The sequence below is a fragment of the Maridesulfovibrio sp. genome (assembly GCF_963678865.1).
In the GTDB taxonomy this organism is placed as follows: domain Bacteria; phylum Desulfobacterota; class Desulfovibrionia; order Desulfovibrionales; family Desulfovibrionaceae; genus Maridesulfovibrio.
In genome coordinates this window covers 1,634,625-1,652,311 of sequence record NZ_OY787459.1, presented here as the reverse complement: position 1 = coordinate 1,652,311, position 17,687 = coordinate 1,634,625, and the positions used below count along the sequence as shown (strand labels likewise).

The 17,687-nt window shown below is 48.9% G+C and carries 16 protein-coding genes; 12 read left to right on the top strand and 4 right to left on the bottom strand.

Annotation, left to right across the window (positions count from 1 at the left end):
• Nucleotides 1-21: 21 nt before the first annotated feature.
• The 4 genes from ACKU41_RS07705 (at nucleotide 22) to ACKU41_RS07690 (ending at nucleotide 4,826) form a co-directional block, all read left to right on the top strand.
• Nucleotides 22-1,884, top strand: a complete 1,863-nt coding sequence (locus tag ACKU41_RS07705) for an aspartate ammonia-lyase (protein WP_321404911.1) — start codon at nucleotides 22-24, stop codon at nucleotides 1,882-1,884.
• Nucleotides 1,885-1,897: 13 nt separating this feature from the next.
• Nucleotides 1,898-2,203 (top strand): (2Fe-2S)-binding protein, encoded by a 306-nt coding sequence (locus ACKU41_RS07700; RefSeq protein ID WP_319780771.1) that lies wholly within the window; start codon nucleotides 1,898-1,900, stop codon nucleotides 2,201-2,203.
• The gene (locus ACKU41_RS07695; protein ID WP_319780770.1) at nucleotides 2,196-3,590 is read left to right on the top strand and encodes an NAD(P)/FAD-dependent oxidoreductase; all 1,395 of its coding nucleotides are present in this window, start codon (nucleotides 2,196-2,198) and stop codon (nucleotides 3,588-3,590) included. The genes ACKU41_RS07700 and ACKU41_RS07695 overlap by 8 nt, the downstream gene beginning before the upstream one ends.
• Before the next feature lie 111 nt (nucleotides 3,591-3,701).
• Nucleotides 3,702-4,826, top strand: a complete 1,125-nt coding sequence (locus ACKU41_RS07690; protein WP_319780769.1) for an FAD-binding oxidoreductase — start codon at nucleotides 3,702-3,704, stop codon at nucleotides 4,824-4,826.
• 317 nt (nucleotides 4,827-5,143) lie between these two features.
• Here the strand turns inward: ACKU41_RS07690 and ACKU41_RS07685 are convergent, their stop codons facing one another.
• Complete coding sequence (locus tag ACKU41_RS07685; RefSeq protein ID WP_321404908.1) at nucleotides 5,144-7,216, bottom strand: sigma-54-dependent Fis family transcriptional regulator; 2,073 nt, start codon at nucleotides 7,214-7,216, stop codon at nucleotides 5,144-5,146.
• A gap of 317 nt (nucleotides 7,217-7,533) precedes the next feature.
• Here ACKU41_RS07685 and ACKU41_RS07680 point away from each other — a divergent pair, with 317 nt between their 5' ends.
• The 6 genes from ACKU41_RS07680 to ACKU41_RS07655 are packed head-to-tail and all read left to right on the top strand — an operon-like array spanning nucleotide 7,534 to nucleotide 12,677.
• Nucleotides 7,534-8,880, top strand: a complete 1,347-nt coding sequence (locus ACKU41_RS07680) for a dihydrolipoamide acetyltransferase family protein (protein ID WP_319780767.1) — start codon at nucleotides 7,534-7,536, stop codon at nucleotides 8,878-8,880.
• A gap of 7 nt (nucleotides 8,881-8,887) precedes the next feature.
• A complete protein-coding gene (locus ACKU41_RS07675) occupies nucleotides 8,888-9,274 on the top strand; it encodes a Lin0512 family protein (RefSeq protein ID WP_319780766.1) in 387 nt (128 codons plus the stop codon).
• A 54-nt stretch (nucleotides 9,275-9,328) separates the two neighbouring features.
• Nucleotides 9,329-10,288: a thiamine pyrophosphate-dependent dehydrogenase E1 component subunit alpha gene (locus tag ACKU41_RS07670; protein WP_319780764.1), complete on the top strand. Its 960-nt coding sequence runs from the start codon at nucleotides 9,329-9,331 to the stop codon at nucleotides 10,286-10,288.
• 45 nt (nucleotides 10,289-10,333) lie between these two features.
• Complete coding sequence (locus tag ACKU41_RS07665) at nucleotides 10,334-11,305, top strand: alpha-ketoacid dehydrogenase subunit beta (protein WP_319780763.1); 972 nt, start codon at nucleotides 10,334-10,336, stop codon at nucleotides 11,303-11,305.
• A gap of 20 nt (nucleotides 11,306-11,325) precedes the next feature.
• Nucleotides 11,326-12,348, top strand: coding sequence for an NAD(+)/NADH kinase (locus ACKU41_RS07660; RefSeq protein ID WP_321404904.1), 1,023 nt, complete (start codon nucleotides 11,326-11,328; stop codon nucleotides 12,346-12,348).
• 20 nt (nucleotides 12,349-12,368) lie between these two features.
• On the top strand, nucleotides 12,369-12,677 hold the full coding sequence (locus ACKU41_RS07655) for a DUF6506 family protein (RefSeq protein ID WP_321404902.1): 309 nt from the start codon (nucleotides 12,369-12,371) through the stop codon (nucleotides 12,675-12,677).
• A 405-nt stretch (nucleotides 12,678-13,082) separates the two neighbouring features.
• Here the strand turns inward: ACKU41_RS07655 and ACKU41_RS07650 are convergent, their stop codons facing one another.
• Complete coding sequence (locus ACKU41_RS07650) at nucleotides 13,083-13,409, bottom strand: carboxymuconolactone decarboxylase family protein (RefSeq protein WP_321404900.1); 327 nt, start codon at nucleotides 13,407-13,409, stop codon at nucleotides 13,083-13,085.
• Nucleotides 13,410-13,783: 374 nt separating this feature from the next.
• Between ACKU41_RS07650 and lipB the strand changes: the two genes are divergently transcribed.
• Nucleotides 13,784-14,434: a lipoyl(octanoyl) transferase LipB gene (gene lipB / locus ACKU41_RS07645; RefSeq protein ID WP_321404899.1), complete on the top strand. Its 651-nt coding sequence runs from the start codon at nucleotides 13,784-13,786 to the stop codon at nucleotides 14,432-14,434.
• Nucleotides 14,421-15,299, top strand: coding sequence for a lipoyl synthase (gene lipA, locus ACKU41_RS07640; protein ID WP_321404897.1), 879 nt, complete (start codon nucleotides 14,421-14,423; stop codon nucleotides 15,297-15,299). The genes lipB and lipA overlap by 14 nt, the downstream gene beginning before the upstream one ends.
• A gap of 119 nt (nucleotides 15,300-15,418) precedes the next feature.
• Here the strand turns inward: lipA and ACKU41_RS07635 are convergent, their stop codons facing one another.
• Together ACKU41_RS07635 and ACKU41_RS07630 are read right to left on the bottom strand one after the other, a co-directional pair.
• Nucleotides 15,419-16,210: an MBL fold metallo-hydrolase gene (locus tag ACKU41_RS07635; protein WP_321404895.1), complete on the bottom strand. Its 792-nt coding sequence runs from the start codon at nucleotides 16,208-16,210 to the stop codon at nucleotides 15,419-15,421.
• 276 nt (nucleotides 16,211-16,486) lie between these two features.
• Nucleotides 16,487-17,557 (bottom strand): 2,3-butanediol dehydrogenase, encoded by a 1,071-nt coding sequence (locus ACKU41_RS07630; protein ID WP_319780755.1) that lies wholly within the window; start codon nucleotides 17,555-17,557, stop codon nucleotides 16,487-16,489.
• Nucleotides 17,558-17,687: the final 130 nt, after the last annotated feature.

Sequence of the window (17,687 nt, the reverse complement as noted above, 5' to 3'; positions counted from 1 at the left end):
GAGTTGGAATAAACAAGCACTATGAGAATTGAACAGAATATTGTCCGTCAGGCAGCTAGGTCAACCGGTATCAGCGAAGAGGATCTGGTTATCCTGATCGCTGAAGGTGAAGAACGGGTATATCAGCAGGATGAATGGATATTCTATGAATCAAGCCCACGTCGTTGGGCTGGAATCATCCTTGAAGGCGAGCTTGAACTGATGCGTGGTATTCATGGCACTTCTCGCAAGGTTGGAACAATAGTTTCCGGTTCCATGATCAGCGAAGGTGCTCTTCTCGAGAAGGACTCTCACTCCAATGGCGCGTTTACGCGAACCGGAGCCAGAATTTGGCAGATAACTGAGGAAAAGATTGAATCTTTCAAAGAAAACAATCCGGAGTTGTTTTATCGGATAGTTGCTCAGGTTGCGGTTGGGATCAACCGTCGCATGCGTATGCTTGCGGATAGTGTCCATTGCAAGAGTAACAGTGGGGATCTGCTGATCAGCGGGTTGCGTCGGGAAAAAGATTCTCTTGGTACAAGAGATGTCTACGGTCATGCCTACTATGGTGTTCAAACCCTGCGGGCCATGGAAAATTTTTCCATTTCAGGAATATATCTTAATAATTTTGAACATATGGTTGAAGCTTTGGCCATGGTGAAAAAGGCGGCGGCCCAGACCAATAATGAATTAGGGACTCTTGACGACACCAGAATGAATGCCATTTGTCAGGCTTGTGATGAAATTCTGGGCGGCGAACTGCATGAACATTTTACCGTGGACATGTTTCAGGGCGGTGCAGGGACTTCGACCAACATGAACGCCAACGAGGTGATTGCAAACCGGGGCTTGGAGATCATGGGTTATAACAAAGGGGAGTACCACCACCTGCACCCCAATGATCATGTTAATTGTTCTCAATCCACAAACGATGCGTACCCCACGGCGATAAAGTTGGCGGTACTGCTCTCCAGCCACGATCTTATCTGCTCACTGCGGGTTTTTAGGAATGCTCTTGCGAGCAAGGGAGAGAAATTTAAGGATGTACTCAAAATGGGACGCACGGAAAATCAGGATGCGGTTCCCATGACCCTCGGTCAGGAGTTCAGCGCCTACGCAGTGATGATAGACAGTTCCATCAGTACCATGGAGCAAACCGCCGAGGCATTTCTTGATATTAACCTGGGAGCTACGGCTATTGGAACCGGTATTAACAGCCCCCGGGGCTATGCCGATCTGGTGGCGAAAAAGCTTGCGGCAATCAGCGGTTTTCCTGTCAGGAGAGCAAAAAATCTGGTGGAAGCAACACAAAATGCAGGAGTTTTTGTACGCATGTCAGCCAGCCTGAAACTGGTGGCCGTGCAGATATCCAAAATTTGTAACGACCTGCGCGCACTTTCTTCCGGGCCCAGATGTGGCTTGAACGAGATCAATCTGCCCCCGATGCAGCCCGGTTCATCTATTATGCCGGGCAAGGTTAATCCGGTTCTTCCTGAAGTGATGAACCAGATATGTTACCAAGTCATGGGTTATGACACCGTGGTTTCCATGGCTGCAGAGTCCAGTGAACTGGAACTGTGCATGGCAGAGCCGATTATCGCATATGACCTGCTGCATGGGATGATGATTCTTAAAAACGGCTGCATATCTCTGGTGGAGCGCTGCATAAGTGGTATCGAAGCCAATAGAGACGTGTGCAGGAGCTATGTTCAGCGCAGTATCGGTCTGGTGACAGCATTGGTCCCTGTTATCGGTTATGAGCAGTCCGCAGCGATCGCCAAGGAAGCTCTTGGGACCGATGCCAGCGTGTACGATATCGTACTCGCAAAAGGGGTGCTTACCAAAGAACAACTGGACGAGATTCTCCGCCCGGAAAACATGACTGATCCGCGGGAAATTTAATAAGGAGTTTTAGATGTTGAAAAGGTTGCATGAAAATAGGTCAGAAGAAGATCTAGTGACCATTATATTTGAAGGCGAGGAGCTGAAAGTTCCGGCAATGGATACCGTTATAGCCGCGGTTATGGCGGCCGGGGCAGGTTATAATCGGACTTCGCCAATCAGTGGCGAACACCGTTCTGCATACTGCCATATGGGCGTATGCTACGAATGCCTCATGGAAATTGATGGAATCCCCAATCAACAGGCCTGCAAAATTCAGGTGCGGGACGGTATGGTAATCAATCGACAGTACTCCAACAAGGATATAGCAAATGGATAAGCTTTATGATCTGATTATTGTTGGTGCTGGGCCCGGAGGACTTGCGGCTGCGGTCACCGCCGACAAATTGGGCCTTTCGGCTCTGGTGGTAGATGAGCAGCCCGAACCCGGAGGTCAAATATATCGTTCAATTGAAAGGAGTCTCCCGGAAAACGCCCATGTTCTTGGCAAGGATTATTTCGCAGGCAAGCAGTTGGTTGACGAGTTTCGTGCTTCAGGTGCTGTCTATATGCCGAACAACACTGTCTGGAATATCGAAGGCTCATTCAATGTTGACACTGTAGTCACAGACACACTGCATCGAGTGCGTGCGCGTCAACTATTGTTCAGCGTCGGGGCAGTGGAACGACCGGTTCCGATTCCTAACTGGACGCTTCCCGGAGTTATGGGTGCCGCAGCAGCTGACATTCTGTTCAAGTCAGCAGATATGGTGCCTGAAGGTCCTGTTGTCCTGGCAGGCAGCGGACCGCTGTTGCTGCTGGCAGCCTGCCACCTTATTGATAACGGAGTTGAGATTGCCGCAATGGTCGAAACATCCGGTATGCGAGATTATCTTAAGGCGATCCCCCATCTGCCCGGGGCACTGCGTCGAAGCAGCTACCTTTTTAAAGGTTTACAGATGAAATACGCGGTTAAACGCGCAGGCGTGCCGGTGTACACAGGGTGCCGCGATCTTTCTATAATCGGCAAGGAACAGGCTGAAGGTTTGCGTTTTACCTGCCGTGGTAAAAAGCAGGAAGTGGCCGCAGCAACTGTTCTGTTGCACGAAGGGGTAGTCCCGAATCTGCGTCTTACCCAACTGCTCAATTGTGAGCACGAATGGTACGTTCCGCAGCGGTACTGGAGACCTGTGCTTGATCAGTGGGGGCAGACGAGTGTTCCCGGTATTTCTGTAGCTGGCGACGGCGGCGGAATTTTCGGTGGACAGGTTGCGGAAGTAGCAGGCCATATCGCTGCAATCAACATTGCCTATCAGCTGGATAAATTTACTGATTCGGAACGTGACCGTTTGGCTCAGCCGTATCTGAACAAGGCCAAACACGAAAAGTTGATTCGCCCATTTCTCGACCATGTCTTTCCACCCAACCGGCAGGCGCTGGTTCCCCCTGATGATGAAACCGTTGTCTGTCGCTGTGAAGAATTGACAGCAGGACAAATCCGGGAAGCCATAGCACAGGGAGCACGCCATCCTTCTCAGATCAAAATACAGACACGAGCCGGGATGGGCCCTTGTCAGGGGCGAATGTGCGCAACAACCATTACCGAAATGATTGCAGATAGTTGCTCGCTTGATATTACAACGATTGGTTTGCATAAGACCAGATCTCCTCAACAGTCATTGACCATTGAACAATTTGCAAGTCTGGAATTGGAAGAGGGCAGTTGATGCTTGGTTTTTTCAATTGCGGGAGATTACACGAGAAGACATTACAAATAATTTGAGAGAACAGATACGCGGGATTTGATTTACCTGCATCTACTCAGGAATAGAGGAAACATGAAAAAGCATGCAGATGTCATCATCATAGGTGGCGGTATTATCGGTTGTTCGACTGCCTATTATTTGGCCAAAAAAGGTAAAACGGTCATCGTTCTGGAGAAAGGAAAGGGTATCGGATATGGCGGTTCCGGGCGTAATGGAGGCGGAGTGCGCCAATCAGGCCGGGACAAAAGAGAGCTGCCTCTGGCCATGTATGGAGTACAGAACCTCTGGCCGAATTTATCCGAAGAGCTTGGGATGAACGTGGAATACTACCAGCATGGAAACCTCCGGCTGGGTAAAAATGATGAGCACCTTGAGATTTTAGGCGGACTTACCGACGTCGCGGTATCCTTGGGGCTTGATGTGAAGATGATAAGTGGCGATGAGGTCAGGGAAATTTGTCCGCATCTTTCTAATGAGGTAACCGGGGCCAGTTGGTGCCAAAGTGACGGTCACGCAAATCCTCTGCTGACAACATCGGCATTTTATAAAAGAGCACGTCAGCTTGGAGTCTCATTCCTCTTTGAGCAAAGTGTACTTTCAATCAAGACGGTTGCGGGCCGGGCGAGAAAGGTTGTCACCACAAATGAGGAGTTCGAGGCGGAAAAAATTGTTCTGGCTGCGGGCTATGAGAGTCGTGCTATCTCAAATACCGTAGGAGTGGATGTTCCCATGAAGCGCGTAGCACTGGACACTCTGGTCACCAATGCCCAGCCGCCCATGTTCTACCAGATGCTTGGGACAGCCATGGCTGATTTTTACGGTCATCAAACGACCCACGGCTCCTTTGTGTTTGGCGGAGGTTCTCCTCTGGATGCCAGCATTAAGAGTGTTGCAAACCATCCCCAGGCAAAAGCTACAGCAGCGACATGCAAAGGGATTCTAAATTATATACCCGCGTTGAAACATGCAAAGGTGGTTCGGACATGGGTCGGTTTCATTGATTGGTGCGAGGATAAAGTTCCGGTCCTTGATCATGTTAAAGGGGTTCCCGGATTGATTCTGGCCTGTGGCTTCTCCGGCCATGGGTTCGGAATCGCTCCTTCCGTTGGCACAGTCATATCCGAAATGGCCTGCGACGAAATGCCTTCCATCGATATCTGTGAACTTGGTTATGATCGGTTTGCTGACAGGAAGTAGGCTCGTTCCAGCCTATTTTTTAATGGCTTTGAATCTCGCCGCAGCCTTGAAGACCATTAAAGATATATAACGTGGTTTGAAACTTTACAGGAAGGGCAAGATCCAAGGATGCCTGACCCTGTTTTTGAGAATACACAGAAGTTAGTTATTCTTCAGAAATATAACCGACTAAGCTTGGTTGTCCATAGGCATGGCATTCAAGAGGCCGTGGGTTCAATTCCTTCCAGCTCCACCATTAAAAATTCCGAGAATTAAGCCTAGTTATCAGTTTTGATGACTAGGCTTTTTTCGTTGCTGGTGACCGATATACCGAAGACTCACAGCAGGATATGATGTCGATCCAGCTTCGCATATAATGTATTTCTCCCGATTCCCAAGGCCTTAGCTGTTTTACTGATATTACCTTTATGATAGTCGAGAGCCTGCCGGATAGTGTCTGCTTCCATCTGTTTCAGTTGGAAACCCGTCTTTTGCGCTGCCCCGATGATCGCCTTGCCGCTTTTAGCTTTTTCAAGCAGATATGGCGGTAGGTGCCGCTTTTCAAGCCAGACACCAGACATATTGTTCACTGCAAACTCAATACAATTAACCAGTTCACGGACATTTCCGGGCCAGTCATGAAGAATGAGAGTTTGTTGCGCATCATCAGTCATGCCTTTACAGTTGATACCGAAATCTTCGCACATACGCTCAAGATGGTATTCAGCCAACTGGATAATGTCATTTCCGCGTTCCCGTAGCGAAGGAATACTTATTCCAACCACATTCAGTCTATAAAACAGATCCTCGCGAAAGAGTCCTTTTTTTACCTGCTGCATCAAGTCCTTGTTGGTTGCTGCAATGATTTTAACATCCACCGGCTTGGGCGTTGTGCCGCCAATAGGAACAACTGCTCTTTCCTCTAGAACCCTCAGCAGTTTTACCTGCTGTGAAAGAGGCATTTCTGCAATTTCATCAAGAAAAAGGACCCCTTTATCTGCCTTTTGGAATTTGCCTTCCCTGCCTTTCGTTGATGCACCGGTAAAAGAACCACCACGGTAGCCGAAAAGTTCACTCTGGATAAGCTCTTCTGAAAAAGCCCCGCAGTTCATGGCGATAAAAGGTTTATCCGCACGGGGGCCTGATTTGTGAATTCCCTTGGCAAACAATTCTTTTCCCGTGCCGGATTCTCCGAATAACAGGACAGTGGAAGGAGTTTTTGAAGCCCGTGCTGCCTGACGGATGACTTGATTCATACAGTTGCTGGAGTGAAGAATATGCTCAAATCCTTCAGGCGTGGTTTCAGCATGATCATTGTTAGTTGAAATTACCCGGTTTGCAACTGTGGTCCTTGTATGGGTAGGCTGGGTTTCGCAAATGGTAACAATTGTTTCAAGGCGGGATCCGGTCAGGCTGCATACAGTCAATCCGCGTACAAAAAGATTAGGATTGGCATGGCAATGCATAGTTACCGGTTCACGTAATGAAGTCCGTTTCAGTTTTGCGCTGAAGGCTTCGTAATCAAAAAAATCTGCTGCATGCCTGCCCCTCATTGATTCCCACGGGTTGCCCAATAAAGTTTCCGATGCTGCATTGGCACTCAGTATTGTTCCGTTTTTGTCCAGCGAGAGAACACCGGTCATGACAGAATTGAACATTGACGAAAACATCGTTCCCAGATGTCCTTCAAGCTCAGAGCAGTAAAGGCGGCACAATCTTTGTTCTAAGGACCTTGTAGCCTGCAGGACAAGTTCAAGGCTTTTGCTGTGATCCGAGTTCACGGGGCCTGAAATATCAAAACATCCCCAGATACTGCCGTGAGGGTCAATGATAGGGGCGGCGGTACAGCTCCAGCTGTGGTGACTCCGGCAAAAATGCTCTTCCCCGAAAACCTGCATGGGGCGGCCTGTTTTCAGGGCTGTGCCTATGGCATTAGTCCCTACACATTCCTCGGCCCAATTGGCTCCGGGACCGAAATTAAGCTTATCGGCCTGTTCCAGAACTCCAAGATCTCCGCAGGTGCGGATTACCCTGGCCTTGGCATTGGTGAAAGTAATTAGAAGTCCTTTGCCCCGGATTGCCTCATAGGCTGTCCGCTCAACGTTTGTGCACACTTTTTCAAGGGTAGCGGTGTAAGGCTCCAACTGGGACATGGGCAGAAAATCCCAGCAGCTGCGCGGAGCGTGCTCCACATTCATGCTTTTGCATCTATTCCATGAATCGACAATGGCTTCATCAAGATTTTTCAGGTCGACATCTCTGCCTTCGACAAATCTCTTCCACTGTGAATAGTCAGTCTGCGGCCCTCGCTTGGGATTTGAGCAAGCAAAGGGATGTTTAACAGGACCGGACGGTTCACTCTGCTGAGGGCTGATTTCAAAGCTGTTACCATCTCTAATGAGTAAATGCATCTCAATCTCCGTGACAAAGCAAAAATTTTTATATTTGTTATCAATTTACCTGAACGATCACAGCCCTCCAGTCAAGTGTTCATAATTCGAACATCTCAAGATATCCGTGATGGAACAAAACTATTTGATATCAATATCATAGATGTAGATATGCTCTCATTTCTGCAGCTGCAGATGTTTGTTCCACTACAGAACACAGATTAATTAAAAAAAATCTTTTCTTCAGCTTATGTCATTGTAATAAAAAGAAATTATGTCTTGGCACTGCCATTGCAATCCTCCCGGACAACTACCTAAAAAAATCAGGAGGATTGGTCATGGCTCAAGAAGTGATTATGCCCAAATGGGGCTTAACCATGAAAGAAGGCAAACTCGCTCGCTGGCTCAAAGCCGAAGGAGACACGGTGGAAGCCGGGGAAGCTCTCTTTGAGGTGGAGACCGACAAAATCACCAACTCGGTGGAATCTCCGGCCAGCGGTGTTCTTGCTCAGATCATAGTACCGGAAGGGGAGGTTGCCGCAGTTCAGGCTGTATTGGCAATCATTGCTGCTCCGGGTGAGACACCTGAAAAAGTTGTAGCTGCCGCAGGCAGTTCCAACGAAGCAGCGACTCAGGCGGAAGCGGATAAGCCGGAGGAAGGCGGGGCGACTCAGACTTCTGCAGGCACAGGAGAATTTGTCAAAGCCATGCCTGCAGCCCGCAAGCTTGCTGAAGACCTGCAGATAGATCTCGCAACAGTCTCCGGAACAGGGCGTAACGGTTCCATCACCATGAAAGATGTTCAGGCTGTAGCCGATGCTCCATTCAAGAATATCAACGCCAGCCCGAAAGCTATCGAATTCGCCCGCAAGAAAGGCGTGGATCTCAGTCAGGTTACCGGAACAGGTGAAGACGGCAAAATAACCAAGGCCGATATTCTGCGGGCCATGAACCCTGCAGTCGAGCAACCTGTACAGGCAGCCTCGGCTGTTGCTCAGGATACCATCATCCCCATGGACGGTGTACGCAAGCTTATTGCGGACAACATGCAGGCCAGCCTTAATAATGCGGCTCAGCTTTCCGTTTTCGTGGAGCTTGATGTTACTGAAATGGTCCGGTTGCGCGCGAGCCTGCTTGAGCGCAACAAGCGCGATAAAGAATACCGCATTTCATACAATGATATCATTTCCTATGCGACCTGCCGTGCGCTTAAGCGTCACCCCATCATGAATTCTACCATTCAGGACGACGGCATTCACCTGCATGGTTATGTCAACCTCGGCATCGCGGTGGCCATCTCCAACGGGCTGATCGTTCCCAATGTCAAAATGGCCGACTCCTTCACTCTGGAAGAACTTAAAGACAAAGTTCGCGATGTAGCCGGACGTGCGCGTAAAGGCGGTCTGGAAATGGATGAGATTTCCGGCGGCACATTTACAATCAGTAATGTCAGCATGCTCGGTGTGGACGGTTTTACCCCCATTCTCAATCCGCCGGAAACCGGAATTTTGGGAATAGGCCGGATCGTTGAAAAACCGGCTGTTAAAGACGGTGAAATCCAGATCAGAAATATGATGACCCTTTCCCTGACCTTTAACCATATGACCACGGACGGTGCTCCGGCCATGTCTTTCCTGCGCGAGCTCGGTGACATGCTGGAAAATCCCGGCCTGATGATCATGTAGGCCCGTCATGGCAAGAAAACGGTTTGCCATCGAACTTGGCTACGCTGCTGACCTGCACGGAGAAGATATGACGAAGGCTGCAGTCCGTGCCGTTCGCGACGCGGTGTCGCGGATATGTCTGTGCGGTATTGTGGAGATCTGCGGTCGGGATCGGTTTCAGGGCGTTTACGTTCACGCCGAGCTGGCCGTGCCCGATCCGGAAAAAGTCGACCGGGAAGCCGTGCTTGCCGCTATTCCCATCGGCGAGACATCGCTGAATGTGTGCACTGGTGGAATAAGCGTGCCGGGCATCGAAGTTCCCTGTTTCGGTGCCGGTGTGAGCAACATCGTAGCCGCGTGTGCAGCACTGACCATTTCCATTGAAACAGACATGGGCGGCACTGGGAATCAGTAAAGGAAAACTGGTCTGGAAAATATCCGGACAGAACAATCCATAGGAGAAACAATAATGGCTCTCAGCAAGAAGACATTGACCCAAATGTACGAAACCATGAACAGGATCAGACTGTTCGAGCTGAAGCTGCAGGAACTTTTCGCCGCGGGCGAAATTCCGGGCTTCGTTCACCTTTACCTCGGAGAGGAAGCTGTCGCCACCGGAGCATGTTCCGTGCTCAGCGATGCCGATATGATTTCCAGTACCCACCGCGGCCACGGACATCTTCTGGCCAAGGGCGGTGATGTAAAGCTGATGATGGCTGAAATTTTCGGCAGACAGACCGGCTATTGCAAAGGCAAGGGCGGTTCCATGCACATTGCCGACCTTGATCTCGGAATCCTTGGTGCCAACGGCATCGTTGGTGGCGGCGGACCTCTTGCTGCAGGAGCCGCACTTGCTGCCAAATACAAGAAAACCGACAATGTCACCCTGTGCTTTTTCGGTGACGGCGCTTCCAACCAGGGTACCACACAGGAGTCGCTGAACATGGCCAGTGCATGGAAGCTTCCGCTGGTCTTTGTAAACGAAAATAACGGCTACGGCATTTCCTGCCCGCAGTGCAAATCCATGGCTGTTGTAGACATTGCCGACCGTGCCGCTGCATACGATATGCCCGGCGTGGTTGTTGACGGCAACGATGTTCTGGCCGTGCAGGAAGCTATTGCCGAAGCGGTTAAACGTGCCCGTAAAGGTGAAGGTCCTTCACTTGTTGAATGCAAGACCTATCGCTGGCGCGGCCATTTCGAAGGTGACGCGTGTACCTACCGCTGTGACGAAGAGCTGAAGGAGTGGATGGCCAAAGATCCTATTCCCCGCTTTGAAGCCAAGCTCATTGAAAGCAAGACCCTTACCCAGAAAGAACTGGATGAGATCAAAGCACGCATCGGCAAGGAAATTGATGAGGCTGTAGCATTTGCCAAAGAAAGTCCCATGCCGCAGAGCAGCGCGCTGATGGAAGATGTTTACGCTTAAATTCTCACCTTCTCTTTTACGAAAATAAATCCAACGGAGAAAATAATGTCCGAAAAAACATACCTTCAAGCACTCAATGAAGCTTTGAGACAGGAAATGGAGCGTGATGAGAATGTTTTCATTCTCGGCGAAGACGTGGGACAGTTCGGCGGTTGCTTCGGCGTCACTCAGGGGCTTTACGATGAGTTCGGCGAAAATCGCGTCATGGATACGCCTATTACCGAAAGCGCCATTGTCGGCGCAGCCACCGGTGCAGCTTTTAGCGGTCTGCGTCCGGTTGCGGAACTTATGTTTGTTGATTTCATCGGTGTATCCATGGACCAGCTCTTTAACCAGGCAGCCAAGATGCGCTACATGTTCGGCGGTAAATCAACTGTGCCCATGACCCTGCGTATGCCTCAGGGTGCCGGTATCGGTGCCGCTGCCCAGCATTCCCAATGCCTTGAATCATGGTTCATGAACATTCCCGGACTCAAGGTGGCAATCCCGTCAACTCCTTATGATGCCAAGGGCCTGCTTATCAGCGCAATCCGTGATGACAACCCCGTAGTATTCCTTGAGCACAAGATGCTTTACGGCGTCAGCGGAGAGGTGCCGGACGAAAGTTATACCATTGAAATCGGTAAAGCCGACATCAAACGCGAAGGCAGTGATGTAACCATCGTTGCTACCTCCCAGATGGTATACACAGCTCTGGCTGCAGCGGAGAAACTGGCTGCCGAAGGCATTGAAGCTGAAATAGTCGATCCCCGTTGCGTCCTGCCCCTTGATACCGACACCATTCTTGAATCGGTCAAAAAAACGCATGCACTGGTTGTTGCCCATGAAGCAGTACAGTTCGCCGGTCCCGGTGCCGAAATCGCAGCATTTGTTGCCGAAGAAGGACTCGAATATCTTGATGCCCCTGTAAAGCGGGTCGGCGCCCCCTTCTGCCCCGTCCCCTTTTCTCCTCCTCTGGAACAGCACTACATCCCCGGAGTGGATGATATTGTTGAGGCAGTAAAGAGCATTCGTTAACTGTATAATGAGGAGAACCGTTGTCCCGGCGGTTCTCCCTTGAATTTCATGAGGGCATACAAGTGAGTGTCGCAGCAATATTGGCCAACCCTGCATCCGGCAAGGATATTCGGCGTCTGATAGCCCATGGCAGTGTTTTCGATAATCAGGAAAAAGTACGTATGGTCCGCAGGCTTATTCTCGGACTGGAACGTGCCGGGGTTACCAAGATTCTCTATATGCCGGATTCCTACCAGATCATCCCGCGTGCCCTTAATTCCATTTCGCCATCCATCCCTGTCGAAGCGGTAGAAATGCCCGTCAGAAACAATCAGACGGATACGACTGTAGCTGCGGGCATAATGGAGACACTTGGCGCGAAGTGTCTCATCATCCTTGGAGGGGACGGCACCAGCAGAGTTGCTTGCAAGGGAACTGTTGCCGTCCCCATTTTACCGCTTTCAACCGGCACGAACAATGTTTTCCCGTACATGGGTGAAGCGACTGTGGCCGGATTGGCGGCGGGGCTGGTAGCCAGCGGAAGACTCCCGGTTCAGGAGTGCTGCTATCGGTCGTGTATGTTCGACATTCTCGTTGATGGTAAAGTGGAAGACATAGCGTTGGTCGATGCAGCTGTTTATAATGACGTTTTTCTAGCCTCAAAGGCGGTCTGGCAAATGGAGAAAGTTCCTCAGCTTTTTTTGACACGCTGTTGTGCCTGTTCTATAGGTCTTTCTGCTATAGGAGGCCAACTGCGGGAAATCCTTCCTGAAGAGCCTTGCGGACTGGCCCTTGAGCTTGGGGAAAGCCCATATACAACTGTAACCGCTTCAATCGCTCCGGGCATGTTCGCTGAAGTGCCCATTCAAAAAATGTCCGAGATGGCTCCGGGTGAGCTCTTTAACATCAGCGTATCCCCCGGCCTTGTTGCCGTGGATGGTGAGCGGGAAGTTGAAATTCCGTGCGGATCAAGCGCCGGCATACGTCTTAACACAGACGGGCCTATGGTAGTGGATATCCGCAAAACCATGGATCTGGCCAGGGATGCAGGCCTTTTCCGTTAACAATATTCCAAGGAATGAATATGAGTAATGTACTGAAAGCTGCTTTTATTTTTATCGCTCCCAACGGTAATCCCGATGAACACAGGAGCTGGGTGCGTACTGAAGCCGTGGAGCTGCTCACTGTCGCTGTAAGTGATTATGCACAGGCCGAAAAAGTGGCCCGCAGCCTTGTGGAGAATGAAAATATCGCCGCCATTGAGTTGTGCGGAGGGTTCGGAGCAACCGGTACTGCTGTAGTTGCCGAGGCAGTAGATGTGCCTGTGGGAGTGGTTCGTTTCGACATTCATCCCGGCCTGGGCAATGTCAGTGGTGATAAGCTCTTCAAATAATTTCAAAAGTAAGCAGGGGCAGCATCCTTTAACGAAGTGCTGCCCCCGCGTAATATGATACAACAGATTTGCAGTCAGTTAATTTTTTCCAGACTACATACGTACTTTGTAGAAAGCGAATTACCTGCCTTTAAGAGCAATTTTTTTAGGTATGAAACAGGTAAAAATCACGCTGGAAACAACTTCCTCTCCATAAAAGACTTCCACCTTTACCATATATTCCCCTGAGATGATGCTCCGCAGGCATGTCGGCATAATCGGTCCGTTTGAAAATGAATCCACCGTGAGCAAGTCCGTTTTCACCGGACGGCAGGCACACTTTACTTTTCAGATTTACAGCGACATTTTCCCCTGAATAGCGGAGAACTTTTTTCTCCGCAGGTCAGGGGAAAATGTGTGGACCGACTAATCGAACAGATCTTCAAGTTCGTCAAAAACATAGTGCATGTACATTACCTTGGGAGATCCTCCCATGGAAATGGCGAGCATCGCTGCCTGCATGATTTCTTCTTTGCTGGCACCATGGCTTGCTGCGCCTTGAATGTGGAGCGAGATGCACATTTCGCACTGAGACATCATGGAACAGGCAACATGAATCAGTTCCTGAGTTTTATGGTCAATTGGACCGAATTCACTGATTTCTTTGGTGAAGTTAAGGTATTTAGGGAAAACATCACCTGCTTTCTGAGTCATTTTAGCCAAGGTGTTCGCTGCTTTTTCTGCTGCATCCATTTTAAATTCTCCTCTTTAAGGTTTAAGATACAGCTATAAAGCAAAGAGCGTGCCTCTTTTTATTTATCTGGAATGGCCCAAAAAACGTACAAATAATGAGCCTGTATACTCAAAAATTATATTAAAAATGTTCCAGAGATGAACATTGATCGGAAAATGAACAGTACAATACAAAAATAGTATGATGCATAAATCTCCTGCAGAGCTTAAATTACAAGCAATGAAGCAGGATAAGCATAAGGACTCCGGATCAGTTCATAGTTGTTGTCGCGTGAAAAAATCACTGGCATACATGTTGCTTTCCTTAAAGCATGTTTAAGGAAGACACACATCAGCAAACAGCCCTGTTGCTAAATTTATCCACCAGTGACTACATGGAAATTTTTCAGTTGCAGAAGGATATCCATGCCTTGAAAAAGCAGGAACTTATACCTGACGTTGTTATTATGCTGGAGCATTGGCCATGTTTTACAATTGGCCGTAGCGGCAGCCGTGATCATCTGCTTGTTGATAATCAGGTCCTTACCCAGCACAATATTACTGTCCATGATACTTCCAGAGGTGGCGATATCACCTACCACGGTCCCGGTCAGCTCGTATGCTATCCTATTATTTCCCTTGAAGGGGAGCAGCGGGATTTGCATGCTTATGCCCGGAAGATGGAAGAAGTCATGATTCGGACCTTGAGTGCTTTTGATATCAAGGCCGGACGCAAGCAGCAGTTTCCTGGAGTCTGGGTTGGGGACCGGAAGATAGGAGCCATGGGCATAGCTGTACGCAACTGGATTACAATGCACGGAATTTCACTGAATGTCTGCCCCGACCTTGAGCACTTTTCCTATATAATCCCCTGCGGCATAACATCATATGGGGTTACCTCAATGAGCGAAATAATGGGCGAGCCGGTTCAGATTGAAATTGTTCGAAATGAAATGTGTAAACAGTTCAGCGCAGTTTTCGATATGCCTTTGCTCCCTACAACCTTGAAAAATATTATCAGGGAGGAGAAATATGCAAAAGCCTGAGTGGTTAACCATACCCGCACCGGACGCGCAACATATGAACAGTATCCGGGAGCTGCTGGGGAAAGGGGAGCTTCATTCTGTTTGTGAAAGCGCACAATGTCCCAATATCGGTGAATGTTTTGCCAGCAGAACCTGCACGTTTATGATTTTAGGGGATATCTGTACCCGCAACTGCGCATTCTGCGCAGTTAACCACGGAAAGCCGAACGCTCCGGACCCGGATGAACCGGTTAAACTGGCACTTACGGCAAAACAACTGGGATTGAAACATATTGTTGTAACTTCCGTGACCCGCGATGATCTCCCGGACGGAGGGGCCGGTCATTTTGCAAGCACAATCGCTGCAATTAGAAAGGAAAATCCAGAATCGACAGTGGAAGTTCTTATTCCCGATTTCAAAGGACAGACAGATTCTTTGCTAAAGGTAATTGATGCTGCCCCGGAAGTGATAAACCACAATGTCGAGACAGTACCCAGACTGTATCCCACAGTAAGACCTGCCGCAAAATACGAACAGTCTCTGGAGTTGCTCAGCAATGTCTCCCGGATTAATTCAAAGAGTAAAATTACCACAAAATCAGGGCTTATGCTCGGTTTGGGTGAAAAAAAAGCAGAAGTAGTGGCGGTTATGAAAGACCTTGTTGAAGCGGGGTGCAGCATACTGACCATCGGACAATATCTTTGTCCTTCCCCGGCGCACCATCCGTTAATTGAGTATATTCACCCGGACAGATTTAATGAATATGCTGAAATCGGCACCCGGCTCGGTTTTATGGAGGTTGTTTCCGGACCTTTGGTCCGCAGTTCCTATCATGCTGAAAAAAGTTTTCGGCAGCTTAATTCCAAATGTTGTGGTAATCATTAATTAAAGATCTAAATTGATAAATTTTCGGTCAGGTGGTTATCCCCAGCTAATCAACTACCTGAAACCGGAATAGGTTCTAGTGGAGCGTGCCTTGGGGAAAGCCAGAAAGCCAGCCAGCTTTATAGGTTGTTGGGCCAAAAGCGAATTTTCTGTCTTTCCCTTTGAAGAATATATGTTTGTAATCCGCATTTAACATATTTCTCCCGGGCACGCTCCACTGTCAGCCTTAACTGCATGGGGTCGCTTTTTTCAGACGGCATATGATATACAACTACATTTCTAGGCCTGAATATTTCATTGATAATTCTTCGTCCTTCCCGGTTATGATAAAATAACGGATTCACAAAGACTGCTTCCAGTTCGACTCCCTGCAACTGCTTTTCATAATATTCCGCTACAGGGTCGGCATCACCTGTAAACAGAATGTTTATTCCTCCCATTTCAAGCATAAAGCAGTCATTTGGAACATCCTGATACTGGGGTCCCATATGGCGTGTACCGATAATTGTCAGCTTTAGGTCTTTTTTCAGATCAAAAGATTTAAATTCTCCCGGTCCCAGACTTGAAATATGATGGCTGATGCCGCGTTTCCTAACTTCTCCAAGCAATTCACCCATGGATTTGGATCCGTATCTGTCCTCTGGAATTAAAAGAAATTTCACCGGCCTCTGTTTCAATTGCTCGCAAACCAAGGAGGGCGTGAAATGATCGGGGTGCTCATGGGAGAAAAACAGATAATCAAGACGGTCAAAAGGCGGAGTCCCTGTCTTCATGAGCTGCAGGTCCATTGGAGAGACTTTGCAAAAGGGATGCCCTCCTTCATAATGTATTCCATCAATCAGGATATCTGTTCCATCATATCTGACCAGCACTCCGGCGTTGGCTACAAGCGTAACATCGACATAATTCATTTTATTACTCCACTGCCGGAGCAGATGGGCTTTCTCGCCTCAACTGGCGAAGGGCCAAAAGAAAAGGGAAGAACCTTGCGACTCTTCCCTTCGGACGTTTTCGGGTGCACAATTCCGTTCCGATAACTGGAAAACCGAAAACGTCTATTCCTCTGCCAACAGTACAAGGCACCGGGGTTTACACCCGTTATTTCAATCCGCATATAGTCACGAAGGACACGCTGCAGATCAAAACCTTTTACCATAAATTATTATTTGCGGCCTCGCATTCTTCTCTTAAGGCTTCACTATAATTTTTATATTTTCATCTTTATTGTTAATCAGTTCCAGAAAGCCTTTTTCAACAATATCTTCCAGTTCGATTTTTCCGGTAATCATGGGATCAGCTTTAAGTTGTCCCGTGGCAAGTAATGTAGAAACTCCCTTGAAATCTTCCAGAGTATAGGCCAGAGTTCCGATAACCCGTTTGTCAGTGCCGCTCAGGCTGAAAAAATTAAAAGAACTCGGTTCCTCAAAGATACCGACAATAATGGCCCGCCCGGCATTGCGGAGCACATCCACAGCTAACGGGCCGGTAAATTTATTACCTACACATTCAAATGAAACGTCTGCTCCGGAACCGTTGGTCAAGGCTTTGATCTCGGCCACGGCATCGCATTCAGAAGGATTGATAATCACATCCGCTCCGCATTCTTCCGCCTTGGCGGTGCGGGCTTTGGACATTTCCAGCATTATGATTTTACCGGCACCCGCGGCTTTCGCAGCCATGAGTGTTCCGAGACCGATGGTTCCGGCCCCTATAATTACGACCGTTTCTCCAAGAATTGAACCGGCTTCGCGCACGGCTTTGAATCCGGTTGCCAGAGGTTCTATCAATGCTCCCGCTTCAGGGGTAACTCCAGCCGGCAATTTGTAGCACAGTTCTGCGGGGATGTTTACATACTTGGCAAAGGCTCCATCATTGTGAAGTCCGGTGAAAGCGAGTTTCTCACAGACATTGTAGCGGCCGGCCCGGCAGGTTACACACTCCCCGCAATGCTGGCAGGCATCAGGGGCGACAAAGTCGCCGACGCTTACGTTGCTGACTCCTTCACCCACTTCCACCACGGTACCGGTAAACTCATGCCCCAGAATCAAGCTGCCCTGCTTGCCGGTAAGGGGATGGGGAGCTTCCGTCGGGATAAAAATAGGCCCTGCAATATATTCATGCAAATCAGATCCGCAGATACCACACCAGTCAACCTTGATTTTTACCCACCCTGCAGAAGGAAAAGGTGGAACAGAAACAGTTTCTACACGTACATCCTCTTTGCCATGCCAGACGGCAGCTCGCATTGTTTCACTCATGGGAACCTCTCTTGAATTATCGTACTATGAAATTTTCGATAACAGCCAATGAGACCACAGATAATAAATCGCAGTTAGCATTACGCATGCCACACCGTGCAGACAGCTGAGAAATGAGACTGAAGAAAAT